Origin of the sequence: Actinoplanes sp. TFC3 (assembly GCF_001553785.1) — a bacterium.
Classification (GTDB): Bacteria; Actinomycetota; Actinomycetes; order Mycobacteriales; family Micromonosporaceae; genus Actinoplanes.
In genome coordinates, this window is record NZ_LOJP01000001.1 from 1004447 (window position 1) to 1021607 (window position 17161).

The following is a 17161-nucleotide window of genomic DNA, read 5'->3' on the forward strand; positions in this document are numbered from 1 at the left end:
CCATCACCAAGCCCCCACCCAGCGAAGGTAATGTTTGCGGGTGCTTGTTCTAGCTGTGGATACCGCCACCCCCGCAGTGACCGCCGCCCTGGCCGAGGTCGGCGATGATGGCCTGCGCGGAGTAGCCGAGCGCCGCACCATCGACCCCCGCGCCCACGGCGAACTCCTGGCCCCCCAGATCCGCGCCGTGCTTCAAGACGCCGGCAGAAGTCCAGCGGATCTCGGCGCGATCGTGGCCGGGCTGGGTCCCGGGCCGTTCACGGGACTGCGGGTGGGACTCGCGACAGCGGCCGCTATGGCGCAGGTGCTGGGCATTCCGGCGTACGGCATCTGCTCCTTGGACGGGCTTGGGCGTGCTGCCGGGCCGGGTCGCGTGCTCGTTGCCACCGATGCCCGGCGCCGGGAGGTCTACTACGCGGTCTACCAGGATGGGGTGCGGATCACCGACCCGGCCGTGGCGAAACCTGCGGAGATGTCGGACATCAGCGTGCAGAGGGCGGTGGGGGAGGGGGCGCTGAAGTATGACTTCGGTGTGCCGATCGACGACCGGGTGCTGTACCCCTCGGGCGAGGCGTTGATCGCGCTCGCGGTGGACAAGATCCGTGCGGGCGCGCCGGCCGATGCCCTGACCCCGTTGTACCTGCGGCGCCCGGATGCGGTGGCCAGTACCGAGCGGAAGCACGTGCTGCAGTGATCAGCATCAAGCCGTTCCGGTGGTGGCACATCGTGGACGTGCTACCGATCGAGGAAGACCTGTTCGGGTTGGAGAAGTGGTCCTCGGCCATGTTCTGGAACGAGCTGGCCCAGCGGCAGTTCTACGTCACCGCGATGGACGGCACCGAGCTTGTCGGCTACGCCGGGCTGGCGCTGGTGGACAACGAGGAGAGCTGGGTGCAGAACATCGCGGTCAAGCGCACCGCCCAGAAGCGGGGCATCGGCCGCCAGCTCCTCGAGACGCTGCTGGAACGAGCCGGGGACCGCAAGGTTCTGCTGGAAGTGGCAGTCGACAATCAGCCCGCCCAGCACCTGTACGCCACGTACGACTTCGAGCCCGTCGGCATCCGGCGCGGTTACTACCAGCCCAGTAACACCGACGCCCTGGTGATGATGCGTGATGTCTGACGAGCCCCTGGTCCTCGGGATCGAAACCTCCTGCGACGAGACCGGGATCGGCATCGTGCGCGGGCACACCTTGCTGGCCGACGCGATCGCGTCCAGCGTTGACCAGCATGCCCGCTTCGGCGGGGTGGTGCCCGAGGTGGCCAGCCGCGCCCACCTCGAAGCGATCGTGCCGACCATGCAGCGGGCGCTCGACGAGGCCAGGGTGAGCCTGGCCGACATCGACGCCATCGCGGTGACCGCCGGGCCGGGGCTGGCCGGCGCGCTGCTCGTCGGCGTTGCGGCGGCCAAGGGGTATGCGCTGGCCGCGGACAAGCCGATCTACGGCGTGAATCACCTGGCTGCGCACGTGGCTGTGGACACCTTGGAGCATGGTCCGCTGCCCGAGCCGGCGATCGCCATGCTGGTGTCCGGGGGGCATTCGTCACTGCTGCTGGTCGATGATCTGACCGCCGGGGTGACGCCGTTGGGCGCGACCATTGACGATGCGGCGGGGGAGGCGTTCGACAAGGTGGCCCGGCTGCTGGGGATGGGGTTCCCGGGTGGGCCGGTGATCGACCGGGCCGCGCGCGAGGGTGACCCGGCGGCGATCGCCTTCCCGCGCGGGCTGACGGCGCCGAAGGACCTGGCCAAACACCGGTTCGACTTCTCCTTCTCCGGGCTCAAGACCGCGGTCGCCCGCTGGGTGGAGGCCAGGGAACGCGACGGGGAGCCGGTGCCGGTGGCCGATGTGGCGGCGAGCTTCCAGGAGGCTGTCTGTGACGTGCTGACCGCCAAGGCGCTGGACGCGTGCCGGGAGCACGGGGTCGAGACGCTGATCATCGGGGGCGGGGTCGCGGCGAACTCGCGGCTGCGGCTCAAGGCCGAGGAGCGCGCGGCCAAGCTTGGTGTCCGGGTACGCGTACCTCGTCCGCAGTTGTGTACCGACAACGGGGCGATGGTCGCGGCGCTGGGATCACATCTGGTAGCGGCCGGGGTCGTGCCCAGCCGGCTCGATCTGCCGGTTGATTCGGCTATGGGATTGACCTCCGTCGCGGTGGCGGGGTAGGAAGCCAGGCATGATCGCGCGGATGTGGGAGGTGCGGGCCTCGCGCAGCGGCTTTGACGAGCTGCTGACCTGGGTCTGCGAGGTGGCGGTGCCAAAACTGGAGGTGCTGCCCTCGTACGTGTCGAGCGAGGTCTTCTCCTCCACCGATCTTCGTATTGTGGTCATTTCCAAGTGGCGCAACACCCCGGCGGAGCTTCCGGCTCCCCCATCCGAGTTGGTTGCCCGAGCCCCGCACGTGTGGGATTTCACGCCGGTCGATAGATAACCCTATGGATCGTGATGGCGTAGTTACGTAACGTCGAAGGGCGATGCGTGATCTGCCGCCCCCGAACCCCGGCACCCCCGATGACCGGTCCGCCACCCGCTACCTGGGCTGGCTGGCCCGGCGTACCTGGCCATCCGTCAGCGCCGCGGTGCTGTTCGCCGTCCTGTGGATGGTGTGCCAGGCCGTGGTGCCCGCCGTCGTCGGCAAGGCCATCGATGCCGGGCTGACCCAGCGCGACACCGGCGATCTCGTGCTGTGGAGCATGGTGCTGCTGGGCGTCGGTGCGGTGCAGGCGCTGGCCGGGGTGCTGCGCCACCGCCGCGCGGTCTACAACTGGCTGTCGGCGGCGTTCCGCACCATCCAGTTGTCCGTGCGCAAATCCGGCAAGCTCGGCGTGGCCCTGCCGCGACGCCTCGACGCCGGGGAAATCGTGGCCATCGGTACGGCCGACATCAGCCACATCGGCAACGCCATCGACATCACCGCCCGCGGCACCGGCTCGGTCGTCGCGGTGCTGACCGTCACCACGATCCTGCTGTTCACCTCGGTGCCGCTGGGGCTGGTCGTGGTGCTGGGCATCCCGCTGCTCACCGCTGTGGTCAGTTTGCTGATCCGCCCGCTGCACCACCGTCAGCAGGAGTACCGCGAGAAACAGGGCCGGCTCACCGGGCGGGCCACCGACCTGGTCGGCGGGCTGCGCGTGCTGCGTGGTGTGGGCGGTGAGCCGGTGATGTCGCAGAAATACCGGGCCGGTTCGCAGGAACTGCGGCACGCCGGGGTGCGGGTGGCCCGGGTCGAGGCCCTGCTCGACGGCGCCCAGGTGCTGGTGCCCGGCATGTTCCTGGTGCTGGTCACCTGGCTCGGGGCGCGCTTCGCGTTGTCCGGGCGGATCACGGTCGGTCAACTGGTGTCGTTCTACGGCTACGCAGCCTTCCTGGTCTCACCGCTGCGCCAGCTCACCGAGACGATCGACAAGCTGACCCGTGGGCACGTCTCCGGGCGGCGCGTGGTCGACATGCTGCAGGTGCAATCCGATCTGCCCGGGCCCGAGCAGCCGCGGGCGGTGCCCGCGGGTGGTGACCTGGCCGATCCGGTGTCGGGCGTGGTCGTACGGTCCGGGCGGGTCACCGCGATCGCCGCCGCCCTGCCCGCCGACGCGGTGGCGATCGCTGACCGGCTCGGCCGCTACACCCGTGAGGGCGACGAGACGCTGCTGGGCGGCGTACCGCTGAAAAGCTTTGATGCGGACGCCCTGCGTGAGCGGATCCTGGTGGCCGACAACGACGCGCGCCTGTTCTCCGGGCCGTTGCGTGACGACCTTGACCCGCACGGCACCGGCCGGGCGGCCGCCGCCCTGGACGCCGCGTCGGCTGACGATGTGATCGGCGAGCTGCCCGACGGCTTGGACAGCGAGGTAGCCGAGCGCGGCCGCAGCTTCTCCGGCGGCCAGCAGCAACGGCTGCGCCTGGCCCGCGCCCTGGTCGCCGATCCCGAGATCCTTGTGCTGGTCGAGCCGACCAGTGCGGTCGACGCGCACACCGAGGCGCGCATCGCCGACCGGCTCGGCCGGGCCCGGCAGGGGCGGACCACTGTGGTCTGCTCGACCAGCCCGCTGGTGCTGGATCGTGCCGACCACGTCGTCTACGTCGAGGACGGCCTGGTGGTCGCCGAAGGTACCCATCGCGAGCTGCTGGACGGCAGCCTCGCCTACGCGAGGGCGGTGCTGCGCGAGTGAGCAACGCGCTCCCGGTGGCAGATTCCCGCCAGGTGCGCCGGTACGCCCGCGAGCTGTTCCGCCGGCACCCGCGCGCCCTGGTCACGGCCCTGTGCCTGCATGCCGTCGCGGCGATCGCCGGGCTGGCCGGGCCGCGCCTGCTGGGCAGCCTGGTCAACTCGATCCAGCACGGCGGGGCGATGGCCGCGGTGGACCGGATCGCGCTGCTGATCGCGCTCTCCATCGGCGTGCAGGCGATCATGGTGCGGTTTGCCTACATCGCCTCGGCGCGGCTGGGGGAGCGGGTGCTCGGCGAGCTGCGCGAGGAGTTCGTGGATCGGGTGCTGACCATCCCGCTGTCGACTGTGGAACGCGCGGGCACGGGGGATCTGCTGACCCGAACGTCGCGCGATGTTGATGCGCTGTCGCGGTGCGTGCGCTTTGCCGTACCGGAAACGATCATTGCCCTGATCACTGTCTCGCTGGCGGTTGCCGCTCTGATCCTGGTCAGTCCGTTGCTGGCCCTGCCGTTGTTGATCGCGGTTCCGGTCATCGTGTTCTCGGCGCGCTGGTACCTGCGTCGCGCGGGCGCCGGATATCTGCGGCAGAACGCCGCATATTCGCAGGTCACGGATGGTCTTGCGGAGACCGTCGAGGGCGCGCGCACGGTGGATGCGTTGCGCCGGCAGCAGCAGCGGATACGGCGGACCGACGCCGATCTGAAACGGTCCTGGGCGGCGGAGCGATACACCCTCTACCTGCGTACGGTGTGGAGCCCCACCGTCGAGTTCGGCTACATCCTGCCGGTGGTCGGCACCCTGCTCATCGGCGGCTGGTACTACTTCGAGGGCTGGGTCACGCTGGGCCAGGTGACCTCGGCGGTGCTCTACACCCAGTTGCTGATCGACCCGCTTGACCGTTTCCTCGGCTGGCTGGACGAGCTGCAGGTCGGTGCGGCTTCGCTGGCCCGGCTGCTGGGGGTCTCGTTCACCGCGCCGCCGGGCACAACCGAGCTCCCGCGCGGCACCGAGATCGTCGCGCGGGACGTGCGTTTCTCCTACGTAGAGGGCCGCGAAGTCCTGCACGGCATCACCTTGACCATCGCGCCGGGCGAGCGGCTGGCCATCGTCGGACCCTCCGGGGCGGGCAAATCCACGCTGGGCCGCCTGCTCGCGGGCGTGCACGCGCCGGGGAGCGGGTCACTGACCGTCGGCGGGGTCGCGCTGGCGGATCTGCCTCTCAACCGCCTGCGTACGGAGGTAGCGCTCGTCAGCCAGGAGCATCACGTCTTCATGGGTACGTTGCGCGACAACGTTGCCATGGTGTGCCCGGGATCGTCGCCGTCGGATGTCCGCGAGGCGCTGGCCGCCGTGAACGCCCTCAAATGGGTCGACCGGTTGCCGGACGGGCTGGACACGATGGTCGGGTCCGGCGGGTTCACGCTGTCGGCGGCGCAGGCCCAGCAGGTGGCGCTGGCCCGGCTGGTGCTGGCCGACCCGCACACCCTGGTGCTGGACGAGGCGACGGCGCTGCTGGACCCGCGGGCGGCACGGGATCTGGAGCAGTCACTGGCTGCGGTGTTGCGTGGCCGTACGGTCGTAGCAATCGCCCACCGCCTGTTCTCCGCCCATGACGCGGACCGGGTCGCCGTGGTTGAGGGCGGCCGGATCACCGAGCTCGGCTCGCACGACGAGCTGGTCGCCGCGGGTGGCTCCTATGCGGCGCTGTGGAACTCGTGGCACGGCACCCCGGTCAGCGCAAAACCAGGAACCCGGCCAGCAGAGCCAGCGTGACGACGGCGACCAGCAGCAGGATCAGGAAGTCGCGGCGGTGCTGGTCGTCGGCCGGTAGATCGCTGACCACGGCGGACAGCTCGTCCAGGGTCGTCGCGTCGGCGGCCAGCCCGACCCGCTGGGTGAACTCGTCGAGCGTGAGCCGGCCCGCGCCGGTGTGCCGCTCAAGCGCGGCCATCACCCGCTGCCGATCCTCGTCCGAAGCTCGGATGCTCACGCGAGCACTGTAGCCCGCCCGGTCACACCAGCGGATCGGCCAGCAGGCGTTCGAAGGCCAGCTCGGCCGCGCCGATCAGGGCGGCGTCGCGGCCCAGCTCCGGGGTGCGCAGGCGGATCTCGTCGCGGCAGGCCGGCAGCGCCACCTCATTGAGCCGGCTGCGGATCTGCGCCGCGGCCACCAGGTAGATGTCGCGCAGCGTGCCGCCGAAGATCACCGCCTCCGGGTTGAAGATGTTCACCAGGTTGCCGACGCCGAGTCCGAGCCAGTCGCCCACCTGCCGGACGGCCTGCTGCGCCACCCAGTCGCCCCGCATCGCCGCGTCCACCACCGCCAGCACCGCCTCGCGCCCGCTGCGGTCCGGCCGGCCGGCCAGGCGCAGCAGCGGATACTCGCCGATTTCGGTTTCCCAGCAGCCGCGGGAGCCGCAGCTGCACAGCTCGCCCTGCGGGTTGACCACCATGTGGCCCACTTCGCCGCCGTACCCGCCGCGCCCGCTGATGCGCCGCCCACCGGCGATGATGCCCGCACCCACGCCGACGTCGCCGTATAAATAGATGACGTTGTCCCGGCCGGCCGCTGCGCCGCGGGTGTGCTCGACCATGGCCGAGACGTCGGCGATGTTGCCCACGATCATCGGGCCCTCGTCGCCGATCCGCTCGACCAGCGCGTCGCCCACCGGCTCGTCCACCCAGCCGATCGTCGGGGCGAGCCGGACCATGCCGTCCGCGCGGCGCACCATGCCGGCGATGGCCAGCCCGGCACCGACGTACCGGGAGCCCTCGGGCACCGCCGCGCGCATCTCGTGGATGAAGCCGGCGAGGGGCTGGACCGCGTCGACCACCTGCATGCCGCGGGGGCGGGGGGCTTCGCGGCGGTCCAGGATGTGCCCGCCGAGGCCGATGCGGGCCGCGCGCAGCCGGTCGACTTCGATGTTGAGGGCGTACGCGTAGACCTTGACGGATTCGGGCCGGACAACCAGTGATGGTCGTCCGGCCCGGCCGGTTTCGCGTGGTCCTTTTTTCTCGGTGACCAGTCCCGCGGCGGCGAGGTCCGCGGTCAGCGCCCCGATGGTGCTGCGGTTCAGGCCCAGGCGGGTGGTGAGTTCCGCGCGGGACGTAGCCCCATGAATGTGGACGTATCGCAGCAGCGTGCCCAGGTTGTTGCGGCGGACGTCCTCCTGGGTGGGAGTCGTCCGCATCGGCTACCTGTTACCCGTGGAGGCTGCCCGCCGTCGCGACAGCGCGTCGACGCTGGCCGCCAGCAGAAGGATCAGACCGGTGAAGATGAACTTGGTGCCCGAGCTGAAGCCCATCAGGCCCATGCCGTTGTCGATGACCGCGATCACCGCGCCTCCGATGACCGCGTCGAACACCCGGCCCTTGCCGCCGAAAAGGCTCGTGCCGCCGATGACGGCCGCGCCGACCGCGTACAGCAGGACGTTGCTGCCGCCGGAGTTCGGGTCGACCGAGTTGGCCCGGCTGGCCGCGATGATGCCGCCGATCGCCGCCATGAACGAGCCGATCACGAACACCGAGATGCGGATGCGGTCGACCGGGATGCCGGCGCGGCGCGCCGCCTCGGTGTTGCCGCCGACGGCGTAGACGTGCCGGCCGTACGTGGTGCGGGCGAGCACGAACGTCCAGATGACCATGATGACCGCGATGATAGGGGCCACGATCGGCACGCCCTTCACCGAGATGACCGCCGGGTTGATGCTGCGCTCCTTGGTCAGCACCGCGACCGCGACGAGCACCAGCAACGCGAGCCCGCCGATGCGGGCGCCCACGATGCCGATGGGGTCGGTGGCCAGCCCGCGGGCGGCCCGGCCACGCACCCGCATCAGCTGCACGGCGGCGAACCCGGCGACCGCGATGATCGCCAGGATCCAGCTCCAGGCGACCGGGACGTTCTTGTTGGCCAGCGACAGCACGAAGGTGTCGCGGATCGAGACGTTCTTGCCGCCGCTGAGCAGCACCAGCAGGATGCCCTGGAACGCCAGCATGCCGGCCAGCGTGACGACAAAGGACGGGATGCCCAGCTTGGCCACCAGGAAGCCCAGCACGAAGCCGATAGCCAGGCCGGTGATCAGCGCGACCGGCACGGCGGTGTACCAGTCCCAGCCGTGATCGGTGAGCAGGATCGCCATCACCGCACCGCAGACGCCGCTGGCGAAACCGGCGGACAGGTCGATCTCGCCGAGCAGCAGGACGAAGACCAGGCCCATCGCGATGAAGATGACCGCGGCGCCCTGCGGGAACAGGTTGGCCAGGTTGGTGGCGCTGAAGAACGTCGGGCGGGCGATACCGAACACCAGGCAGAGCACGATGAGCCCGAGGATGGCCGGCAGGCTGCCGATGTCGCCGCCGCGCACGCGACCCCAGTAGTCGTGCATGTGGCTGGCCACCGTCGGCTTGACGACCTGGACCGCGGTGCTGCTGGAGGTGGTCGTGGTGGTCATGCGTCGGCTCCCGGGGTGATGTCGGAGAAGGTCGCGTTGGCAACCGGCTTCTCGGGCGGCAGGCCGACGTTTCCGCTGCGACCGGCGGTGATCAGCTCGACCACCTGGGAGTGCGTCACGTCAGTGGTCTTCACCTGGGCGGCGGTGCGGCCCAGGTAGAGCGCGGCGATCCGGTCGGAGACGGCGAACACGTCGTTCATGTTGTGCGAGATCAGGACCACGCCGAGACCGTTGTCGGCGAGCCGGCGGACCAGCTCCAGCACCTGCGCGGTCTGCGCAACACCCAGCGCGGCGGTCGGCTCGTCGAGGATGACCACCTTGCTGTTCCACAGCACGGCCTTGGCGATCGCCACGGTCTGACGCTGGCCGCCGGAGAGGCTGGCGACGAGCTGACGCAACGATTTGACGGTACGCACCGACAGGCTGGCAAGTGTCTCGCCGGCCATCTGCTCCATCGTCGGCTCGTCCAGCACCAGGCCGCGCACCTTCTCGCGGCCCAGGAACATGTTCTGCACGATGTCGAGGTTGTCGCAGAGTGCGAGGTCCTGATAGACGACCTCGATGCCCAGTTCCGCGGCGTCGCGGGGGCTGCTGATGGCGACCTGGTTGCCGTCGAAGGTCACCGTGCCCGCGTCGATGGTGTAGATCCCGCTGATGCACTTGACCAAAGTGGACTTGCCGGCGCCGTTGTCGCCGACGAGTGCGGTGACTTCGCCGGGATAGACGCTGAGTCCGACGTCGTGGAGCACCTGGACGGGACCGAAGCTCTTGTCGATCCCGCGCAGCTCCAGAAGAGGTGTCGCGGCCACGGATGGTTCTCCCTTGTCGATGCGCCGCCGCCCACGCCCCGGCCAGGCGTGGGCGGCGTTGTCAGCTGCGAAACACTGGTCAGCTGATGCCGTTTTCCGTGCAGAGCTTGGCGAAGTCGCCGGTGCAGACCTGGTCCTTGGTCACGAAGCCATCGGCGATGACGTCCTTGACACTGTCCTTGTAGATGGGCTTCGGGTCGAGCAGGACCGAGGGAACCTCGGCGTTCGACTCGGGGTCCGTCACCTTCTGGCTGACCTGCTTCTGCTCGCCCTTGGCCAGCGAGATGGCGAGGTCGGCAGCCGCGTCGGCTTCCTGCTTGATCGCCTTGTAGACGGTCATGCACTGGTCGCCGGCGAGGATGTTCTGCAGGCCCTGCACGGTAGCGTCCTGGCCGGTGACCGGGACCTTGCCGTTGAGGCTCTGCTTCTTGAGCACCGAGATGGCCGCGTTGCCGAGACCGTCGTTGGCCGCCAGCACACCCTTGATGTTCTTGTTCTGGGTGAGCATCTGCTCGAAGATCGTGGCTGCCTGCGCGTTGTCCCAGTCCGGCACCGACTGGTCCGGGCCCTTGACGTACTCGCCGGACTCGTACTTGGGCTTGAGCACGCTGTCGTAGCCCTGCTTGAACAGGGTGGCGTTGTTGTCGGTGGGGGAGCCGTTGAGCTCGGCCACCACCGGCTTGCTGGCCTTCATGTCGGTCAGGCACTTGGCCAGACCCTCGCCCTGCAGCTTGCCGACGGCGGTGTTGTCGAAGCTGACGTAGTACTGGGCGCCACCGTTGAGCGTGAGCCGGTCGTAGTCGATGGTCGCGATGCCGGCCTGCTTGGCCTTGTCGAGGACCGCCTTACCGGTACCGGAGTCCAGGTTGACGATCATGAGCACCTTGACGCCGCTGGAGATCATGCCGTCCGCGATCGTCTGGAACTGGCTCTTGTCGCCCTGGGCGTTCTGGATGTCGGCCGAAACCCCGGCCGCGTCGAACGCCGCCTTCAGGAACTTCGGGTCGTCGGAGCCCCATCGCTGGGAGCTTGCCGTGTCGGGCAGAATCACGCCGACCTTGCCAACGGACGAGCCGCTGGTGCCGCCGCTTCCGGAGTCGCTTCCACTGTCTCCGCCGCACGCGGCCGTGCTGCCGGCAGCCAGCAGACCCACCGCGGCAAGAGCGAACATTCCCTTACGCATTCCTCGCGTCCTCTCGGATCAATCCGGATCTTGCCTTGGATTCCCTTGGCGCGCGTAGCCGGGACTGCCGCCCCCGGACCGTAGAGGATCTCGGTCGTTCACTGTGTGGGGGAACGTATTCCCGTCACGCGCTGCAGCACAACCGGCACGGCCCGGTGGTCGTTCGAGTGCCCGGGCCGGGTAGCGGATGTTGCTCCACAACGTGACGCTAGGTCACATTGCGCTGCGGAACCGGTGGTTCTCCGGAGAAAGAGGACTAACTGCTTCTATGTCCGAATTCGGGCGACGGTCGCGCCGGTCAGCCGGATCAGCTCGGCCGGGGGCAGCGACACTTGCAGACCGCGGCGGCCCGCCGACACGTACATGGTGGCGAGGGCCTGGGCCGAGTCGTCGACCACGGTGGGCAGGCTTTTGCGCTGTCCGAGCGGGCTGATGCCGCCGCGGACGTACCCGCTGCTGCGTTCGGCCGCGGCCCGATCGGCCAGGGTGGCCCGCTTGCCGCCGACCACGCCGGCCAGGGCCTTGAGATCCAGTTCGCCGGTGACCGGCACGACGGCCACGGTCAGCGCGCCGTCCACCTCGGCGATCAAGGTCTTGAACACCGCGGCCGGGCTGACCTGCAGAGCTTCGGCGACCAGGGCGCCATAATGCGGAGAATCCGGCGGGACATCGTACGGATGCAGCCCGTGCGCCACCTTCGCCGACGTCAGCACCACGGTCGCCGGGGTCCCGGCCGCCTTATTAGCCACGGCAGATCATAACGACGGGGGCGCCCGCGACCCGGGTCAGCACCAGCGCAACGCCCGCCTTGCCGTTCAGCCGCAGATCCTTGCGCAACTGCTCGGGTTCCAGGGCGGAGCCACGCTTGCGGATCTCGGCCCGTCCCACCCCGCGTTCGCGCAGCAACGCGCGCAGCCGCTTGAGCGAGAACGGCAGCACGTCGGTGATCTCCAGCCGCCGTCCGAACGGAGTGTCCACCGGCTCGTCGCTATAGACGTAAGCGATGTCCGGATCGGCCAGCCGCCCGCCGATGGTCTGCGCGAACTCGGCCACCAGATGCGAGCGCACCACCGCCGGGTCCGGGTCGTACAGGTAGCGTCCCACCGCACCCACCGGAGCCCGCTCGACTCCCGACCCGTGCAGTTCCGCGCCGCCAGGCAACAAACTCGCCCGCCGTGCAAATTCGGCCAGCGGCCCGCACCAGAACGCCGCCTCGACCAGATCACCGTCGACGCTGACCCATTCCCCCTCAGCGCCCGCAGGCAAGAGGGCATGGTCGATTCCAGGAGCCAATTTCAAAACTGTCATCGGTACGCGCTCGGGTAAGCCGGCAATGAAGTCCCACGGCGGTGACCAGGATCTCGGGTCCATCAGCCGCCCCCGGCCGGCCCGGCGCCGGGCCGGATCGGCGAACACTGCGTCGTACTTCTCCACCGTCACCGTGGTGGCATCCGCGCACTCCACGCTCACCAGGTCGGCGAGCCCGGCGGCGGCGGCGTTCGCGGCGGCCATGGCGGCGGTCAGCGGGTCGGCGTCCACCGCGTGCACCCGGATGCCCTGCCGGGCCGCGGCCAGCGCGTCGGAGCCGAGCCCGCAGCCGAGGTCGGCCAGGCTGGTCACCCCGGCCGCGCGCAGCCGGGCGGCCCGGCGATCGGCCACCACCGCCCGGGTGGCCTGCTCGAAGCCGGGCCGGGTGAAGAACATCTCCGCGGCCGCCGGCCCGAATTTGTTCTCGGCGCGTCTGCGCAGCTCAGCCTGGGTCAGCGCGGCCGCGGCCAAGGGCGCCGCGATGCCCCGGGCCCGCAGCTTGGCCGCGGCGGCCAGCGGATCGCCGCCGGACACCTCGGCAGCGGCCGAGAGGGCATGCCCGCCCTCGGTGGTGCGCAGGGCGGCAAGCAGTTCGAGGTCCACGCCGAGTCATTCTGCCGTGTTGGCACTCTCCTTGACGGAGTGCTAGTTCCGGCATAATCTCCGACTTAGCACTCTCAACCTGAGGGTGCCAGCGCGCACCCCAACCGGGGATGTGCGCTTGCGCCAGGCGGACCGGCACCCGCGACGACGGCCCCGCCCGGTGGCATGAGGCATGAGATCGGCCAGCGCTGGCCGGCAAGTTGTACCCAGGAGGGTATGCCCGTGACTACCGCGACCAAGGTTGCGATCAAGCCGCTCGAGGACCGGATCGTGGTCCAGGCGAACGAGGCCGAGACGACCACCGCGTCGGGCATCGTGATCCCCGACACCGCCAAGGAGAAGCCGCAGGAGGGCACCGTCCTCGCTGTGGGCCCTGGCCGCATCGACGACAAGGGCAACCGCATCCCGGTCGACGTCAAGGTCGGCGAGACGGTGCTCTACTCCAAGTACGGCGGCACCGAGGTCAAGTACGCCGGCGAGGAGTACCTGGTGCTCTCCGCCCGCGACGTCCTCGCGGTCATCGAGAAGTAAGACCTACCGACTGCGCCAGCGCCCTGTTCCGGAGTTCTCTGGGGCAGGGCGCCGGTGCGTGAAGGGACCATAGATGGCGAAGATTCTCAGCTTCTCCGACGACGCCCGGCACCTGCTGGAGCACGGCGTCAACACGCTCGCCGACACGGTCAAGGTCACCCTCGGCCCGCGCGGGCGCAATGTCGTCCTCGACAAGAAGTTCGGCGCGCCGACGATCACCAATGACGGTGTCACCATCGCCAAGGAGATCGAGCTCTCCGACCCGTACCAGAACCTCGGTGCGCAACTGGTCAAGGAGGTGGCGACCAAGACCAACGACGTCGCCGGCGACGGGACCACCACGGCGACCGTGCTCGCCCAGGCGCTGGTGCGTGAGGGCCTGCGCAACGTCACCGCGGGCGCCAACCCGATCGCGCTCAAGCGCGGCATGGACCAGGCCGCCGAGGCCGTCTCCAAGGCGCTGCTGGCCAAGGCCGTCGAGGTTGCCGATCACAAGGCGATCGCCAACGTCGCCACCATCTCGGCGCAGGACGCCACCATCGGCGAGCTGATCGCCGAGGCGATGGACAAGGTCGGCCGCGACGGGGTCATCACCGTCGAGGAGGGCTCCGCGCTCAGCACCGAGCTCGTCGTCACCGAGGGCCTGCAGTTCGACAAGGGCTTCATCTCCCCGAACTTCGTGACCGACGCCGAGTCGCAGGAAGCCGTCCTCGAGGACGCCTACCTGCTCATCACCACGCAGAAAATCTCCAGCGTCGAGGAGCTGCTGCCGCTGCTGGAGAAGGTCCTGCAGACCGGCAAGCCGCTGCTCATCATCGCCGAGGACGTCGAGGGTCAGGCGCTGTCCACGCTCGTGGTCAACGCGCTGCGCAAGACCTTCAAGGTCGCCGCGGTGAAGGCTCCGGGCTTCGGGGACCGCCGCAAGGCGATGCTGCAGGACCTCGCGATCGCCACCGGCGGCGAGCTGATCGCCCCCGAGCTCGGCTACAAGCTCGACCAGGTCACCGTCGACATGCTGGGCAGCGCCCGGCGCGTCGTGGTCGACAAGGAGAACACCACCATCGTCGACGGTGGCGGTAAGAAGGCCGAGATCGAGGACCGGGTCTCGCAGATCCGCAAGGAGATCGAGGCCTCGGACTCCGACTGGGACCGCGAGAAGCTGTCCGAGCGGCTGGCCAAGCTCTCCGGCGGCATCGCCGTGATCCAGGCCGGCGCCGCGACCGAGGTCGAGATGAAGGAGCGCAAGCACCGCATCGAGGACGCCATCGCGGCGACCAAGGCTGCGGTCGAGGAGGGCACCGTGCCCGGCGGCGGCGCCGCCCTGGCGCAGAGCATCTCCGCGCTCGAAGGCGACCTCGGCCTGACCGGCGAAGAAGCGATCGGCGTGTCGATCGTGCGCAAGGCCCTCGTCGAGCCGCTGCGCTGGATCGCGCAGAACGCCGGCCACGACGGCTACGTCGTGGTGGGCAAGGTTTCCGGCCTCGACTGGGGACACGGGCTCAACGCGGCCACCGACGAGTACGTCGACCTGGCCGCCTCCGGCATCATCGACCCGGTCAAGGTGACCCGCAACGCGGTCTCCAACGCCGTCTCGATCGCCGCGCTGCTGCTCACCACGGAGAGCCTCGTGGTGGAGAAGCCGGCCGAGCCCGAGCCGGCCGCGGCCGGTGGGCACAGCCACGGTGGCCACGGCCACCAGCACGGCCCCGGTTTCTGATCCAGCTCACGTCAGGGGCGCGTCGCTTTCCGCGGCGCGCCTTTGTCGTGTTTTGATGCATGGCCCGCTCACGGGGAAAGGTGCGCCAGGTGATTGTCGTCGTGGAGGGTCCCAGCGCGGCCGGGAAGACCGCCTGGTGCCGCCGGTACGTCGGGCGGTACGTACCCGAGTCGCGCGGCTCCGGCCCGGTGCAGGCCGACGAGGCGGCGCAGGCGCGGCACTGGGTGCGTACCGGGATGGCCCGCTGGGCGATGGCGGGCGAGCTGGAACGCGAGGACGGGGTGGCGTTCTGCGACACCGACCCGGTCAAGCTGCACTACGCGTGGGGCATGGCCGCGCTCGGGCTGGCCCCGCGGGCCCGCTTCGACCGGGAACTCGCGGTGACCCGGGAGGCGGTGCGCTCCGGGCGGCTCGGGTTCGCTGACGCCGTACTGGTCGGGTTGCCCGACACCGAAACTCTGCAACGCCGCCGCGACGGTGACGACACCCGGCGCCGGCGCAACTTCGCCGCCCACGTGCAGTTGCGGGAGCCGCTGCAGCAGTGGTACTCGGCGCTGGAAAGCCTGGCGCCGGGGCGGGTCATCTGGGATCTGCCCGCCATCGGGGTGCCCAAGCTGCCCGAGCCCCGTGCCGAGCGATGTGACCTTGACCTACTCGATGCCTTGGCCGGCGCGCTGCCACCCCTGCGAGCGGTGCACCATTAGCGGGTGAAACTTGCGTTGCGGGCAGGTCTGGCCGGGATAGCTTCCGCCGCGGTGGGGCTCGGTGCGGCCGAGGTCGTGGCTGTGTTCACCGGGGCGTTGTCCTCACCGCTGCTCGCGGTCGGGGGCGTGGTGGTCGACACGGTGCCCGCGCCGGTGAAGGACTTCGGCATCGCGGTGTTCGGCACGCACGACAAGACCGCGCTGCTCACCGGCACCGCCGTGCTGCTGGCTGCTTACGCCGCGTTGATCGGGATCGTTGCGCTGCGATCATGGCTTTGGTCGTACCTGGGGATCGCCCTTTTCGTGGCGATCGGCGTGGGCGCCGCAGTGACCCGGCACGACGCCGGAGCTGGCGCTGCCCTGCCCTCGCTGGTGGCGGGCGGGACTGCCGTGCTCGCGCTGCGGCTGCTGCTCCCGCTGGCCCGCGATGTCGAGCCGCAACCGGATCTCGGGGGCTCCCGCCGGCGCTTCCTGCTCGGGGCAGGTGCGGCGGCCGGGGTGGCGATTGCCGGCGGGTTCGGTGGCCGGCTGCTCACCTCCCGTCGCGCAGTCACCGAGGCCCGCAAGGCGGTGGTGCTGCCCGAGCCCACGACCCAGGCACCGACCGTTCCGGCTTCCGCGGTGACCTCGAACGAGGATTTCTACCGCATCGACACCTCGCTGTACCCGCCGCAGGTCGACCCGTCGACCTGGGAGCTGCGCATCCACGGCATGGTGCGCAACCCGATCACCATCACCTGGGCGCAACTGCTGCAGCGGCCGATGATCGAGCGCTACGTGACGCTGGCGTGCGTGTCCAACGAGGTCGGCGGCGACCTGATCGGCAACGCACGGTGGCTCGGCACCTCGCTGAAGGACCTGCTCGACGAGGCAGACCCGTTGCCGGGAGCCGATCAGGTGGTAGCGCGCTCGGTGGACGGCTGGACCTGCGGCAGCCCCACCGCGGTGCTGCGCGACGGCCGGGATGCCCTGCTCGCGATCGGCATGAACGGCGAGCCGTTGCCGGTGCCGCACGGGTTCCCGGCGCGCCTGGTCGTACCCGGCCTGTACGGCTACGTGTCGGCGTGCAAGTGGGTCACCGAACTCGAGCTGACCCGGTTTGTCGACTTCGACGCGTACTGGGTGCCCCGCGGCTGGTCGGCGCTCGGTCCCATCAAGACCGAGTCACGCATCGACAGCCCGCGCGACGGCAGCAAGAAGGCGGCTGGGGACGTGATGGTGGCCGGGGTGGCCTGGGCTCAGCACCGGGGGATCAACAAGGTCGAGGTGCAGGTGGACAACGGGCCGTGGACGGTGGCTTCGGTGGCGGCGCCGGTCTCGGTGGACACGTGGGTGCAATGGTCGTACCGGTGGGCGGCCACCAAGGGGGACCACACGATCCGGGTACGGGCCACTGACGCCGCGGGCGAGACGCAGACAAGCACCCCGGCACCGCCCGCGCCGGACGGGGCCACCGGGTGGCATTCGGTGCGGGTCTCGATCGGCTGAACCTGCCAACGCGTCGCGCTTGGTGGATAGCTTCTCTTGACTCGTGCGTGTCAAGGTGTCACGCGAAAGCCGCACTTTTCGTCCGACGGTGTTGCCAAGTTCGCTCATACGGTGGCTTGCATGTCCACGGATGCGGCTGACATGCCGCGGAATACTTCGACGCGGCTCTCCGCCGGGAACCGCGTCGTCAGTTGTGTCGTA

General features: G+C 69.8%; 17 protein-coding genes. 10 read left to right on the top strand and 7 right to left on the bottom strand.

Going from position 1 to position 17161, the window contains the following annotated elements:
* The first annotated feature begins 40 nt into the window (after positions 1-40).
* Genes tsaB through TFC3_RS04540 form a run of 6 tightly spaced genes read left to right on the top strand, consistent with a single transcriptional unit; the run spans position 41 to position 5939 of the window.
* On the top strand, positions 41-694 hold the full coding sequence (gene tsaB / locus TFC3_RS04515; RefSeq protein WP_067495980.1) for a tRNA (adenosine(37)-N6)-threonylcarbamoyltransferase complex dimerization subunit type 1 TsaB: 654 nt from the start codon (positions 41-43) through the stop codon (positions 692-694).
* Positions 694-1122 (top strand): ribosomal protein S18-alanine N-acetyltransferase, encoded by a 429-nt coding sequence (gene rimI, locus TFC3_RS04520; protein ID WP_067505971.1) that lies wholly within the window; start codon positions 694-696, stop codon positions 1120-1122. The genes tsaB and rimI overlap by 1 nt, the downstream gene beginning before the upstream one ends.
* Positions 1115-2167: a tRNA (adenosine(37)-N6)-threonylcarbamoyltransferase complex transferase subunit TsaD gene (gene tsaD, locus TFC3_RS04525; RefSeq protein WP_067495982.1), complete on the top strand. Its 1053-nt coding sequence runs from the start codon at positions 1115-1117 to the stop codon at positions 2165-2167. Before rimI ends, tsaD begins: the two co-directional genes overlap by 8 nt.
* A 10-nt stretch (positions 2168-2177) precedes the next feature.
* Entirely contained in the window at positions 2178-2432 is a 255-nt protein-coding gene (locus TFC3_RS04530) for a hypothetical protein (RefSeq protein WP_067495985.1), read from the top strand.
* 43 nt (positions 2433-2475) lie between these two features.
* The gene (locus TFC3_RS04535; protein WP_067495988.1) at positions 2476-4167 is read left to right on the top strand and encodes an ABC transporter ATP-binding protein; all 1692 of its coding nucleotides are present in this window, start codon (positions 2476-2478) and stop codon (positions 4165-4167) included.
* On the top strand, positions 4164-5939 hold the full coding sequence (locus TFC3_RS04540) for an ABC transporter ATP-binding protein (protein ID WP_067495991.1): 1776 nt from the start codon (positions 4164-4166) through the stop codon (positions 5937-5939). The genes TFC3_RS04535 and TFC3_RS04540 overlap by 4 nt, the downstream gene beginning before the upstream one ends.
* Here the strand turns inward: TFC3_RS04540 and TFC3_RS04545 are convergent.
* From TFC3_RS04545 to TFC3_RS04575, 7 genes are all read right to left on the bottom strand, one after another.
* On the bottom strand, positions 5899-6156 hold the full coding sequence (locus TFC3_RS04545; RefSeq protein ID WP_236717981.1) for a DUF1707 domain-containing protein: 258 nt from the start codon (positions 6154-6156) through the stop codon (positions 5899-5901). The genes TFC3_RS04540 and TFC3_RS04545 overlap by 41 nt on opposite strands.
* 22 nt (positions 6157-6178) lie before the next feature.
* Entirely contained in the window at positions 6179-7357 is a 1179-nt protein-coding gene (locus TFC3_RS04550) for an ROK family transcriptional regulator (RefSeq protein WP_067495996.1), read from the bottom strand.
* A 3-nt stretch (positions 7358-7360) separates the two neighbouring features.
* Entirely contained in the window at positions 7361-8617 is a 1257-nt protein-coding gene (locus tag TFC3_RS04555) for a sugar ABC transporter permease (protein ID WP_067495999.1), read from the bottom strand.
* Entirely contained in the window at positions 8614-9426 is an 813-nt protein-coding gene (locus tag TFC3_RS04560; protein WP_067496002.1) for an ATP-binding cassette domain-containing protein, read from the bottom strand. Before TFC3_RS04560 ends, TFC3_RS04555 begins: the two co-directional genes overlap by 4 nt.
* A 79-nt stretch (positions 9427-9505) precedes the next feature.
* Positions 9506-10609 carry a sugar ABC transporter substrate-binding protein gene (locus TFC3_RS04565; RefSeq protein WP_067496004.1) on the bottom strand — a complete coding sequence of 368 codons (1104 nt, stop codon included), beginning with the start codon at positions 10607-10609 and terminating at the stop codon, positions 9506-9508.
* A 266-nt stretch (positions 10610-10875) separates the two neighbouring features.
* Positions 10876-11358 carry a Cys-tRNA(Pro) deacylase gene (gene ybaK, locus TFC3_RS04570; protein ID WP_067496007.1) on the bottom strand — a complete coding sequence of 161 codons (483 nt, stop codon included), beginning with the start codon at positions 11356-11358 and terminating at the stop codon, positions 10876-10878.
* Complete coding sequence (locus TFC3_RS04575) at positions 11351-12520, bottom strand: class I SAM-dependent methyltransferase (protein WP_067496010.1); 1170 nt, start codon at positions 12518-12520, stop codon at positions 11351-11353. The genes ybaK and TFC3_RS04575 overlap by 8 nt, the downstream gene beginning before the upstream one ends.
* Positions 12521-12736: 216 nt before the next feature.
* On the opposite strand from TFC3_RS04575, the gene groES reads away from it, so the two are divergent.
* The 4 genes from groES (at position 12737) to TFC3_RS04595 (ending at position 16960) form a co-directional block, all read left to right on the top strand.
* Complete coding sequence (groES, locus tag TFC3_RS04580; protein WP_082771855.1) at positions 12737-13051, top strand: co-chaperone GroES; 315 nt, start codon at positions 12737-12739, stop codon at positions 13049-13051.
* A 73-nt stretch (positions 13052-13124) separates the two neighbouring features.
* On the top strand, positions 13125-14768 hold the full coding sequence (gene groL, locus TFC3_RS04585) for a chaperonin GroEL (RefSeq protein ID WP_067496014.1): 1644 nt from the start codon (positions 13125-13127) through the stop codon (positions 14766-14768).
* A gap of 89 nt (positions 14769-14857) precedes the next feature.
* The gene (locus TFC3_RS04590; RefSeq protein WP_082772364.1) at positions 14858-15472 is read left to right on the top strand and encodes a hypothetical protein; all 615 of its coding nucleotides are present in this window, start codon (positions 14858-14860) and stop codon (positions 15470-15472) included.
* A 3-nt stretch (positions 15473-15475) separates the two neighbouring features.
* Positions 15476-16960 (top strand): molybdopterin-dependent oxidoreductase, encoded by a 1485-nt coding sequence (locus TFC3_RS04595; RefSeq protein WP_067496020.1) that lies wholly within the window; start codon positions 15476-15478, stop codon positions 16958-16960.
* The last annotated feature ends 201 nt before the right edge of the window (positions 16961-17161 follow it).

Excerpts from the sequence above, each read along its gene's own strand:
- tsaD (WP_067495982.1), top strand. The coding sequence starts at position 1,115 with ATGTCTGACGAGCCCCTGGTCCTCGGGATCGAAACCTCCTGCGACGAG.
- TFC3_RS04530 (WP_067495985.1), top strand. The coding sequence starts at position 2,178 with ATGATCGCGCGGATGTGGGAGGTGCGGGCCTCGCGCAGCGGCTTTGAC.
- TFC3_RS04535 (WP_067495988.1), top strand. The coding sequence starts at position 2,476 with ATGCGTGATCTGCCGCCCCCGAACCCCGGCACCCCCGATGACCGGTCC.
- TFC3_RS04550 (WP_067495996.1), bottom strand. The coding sequence starts at position 7,357 with ATGCGGACGACTCCCACCCAGGAGGACGTCCGCCGCAACAACCTGGGC.
- TFC3_RS04555 (WP_067495999.1), bottom strand. The coding sequence starts at position 8,617 with ATGACCACCACGACCACCTCCAGCAGCACCGCGGTCCAGGTCGTCAAG.
- TFC3_RS04565 (WP_067496004.1), bottom strand. The coding sequence starts at position 10,609 with ATGCGTAAGGGAATGTTCGCTCTTGCCGCGGTGGGTCTGCTGGCTGCC.
- groES (WP_082771855.1), top strand. The coding sequence starts at position 12,737 with ATGCCCGTGACTACCGCGACCAAGGTTGCGATCAAGCCGCTCGAGGAC.
- groL (WP_067496014.1), top strand. The coding sequence starts at position 13,125 with ATGGCGAAGATTCTCAGCTTCTCCGACGACGCCCGGCACCTGCTGGAG.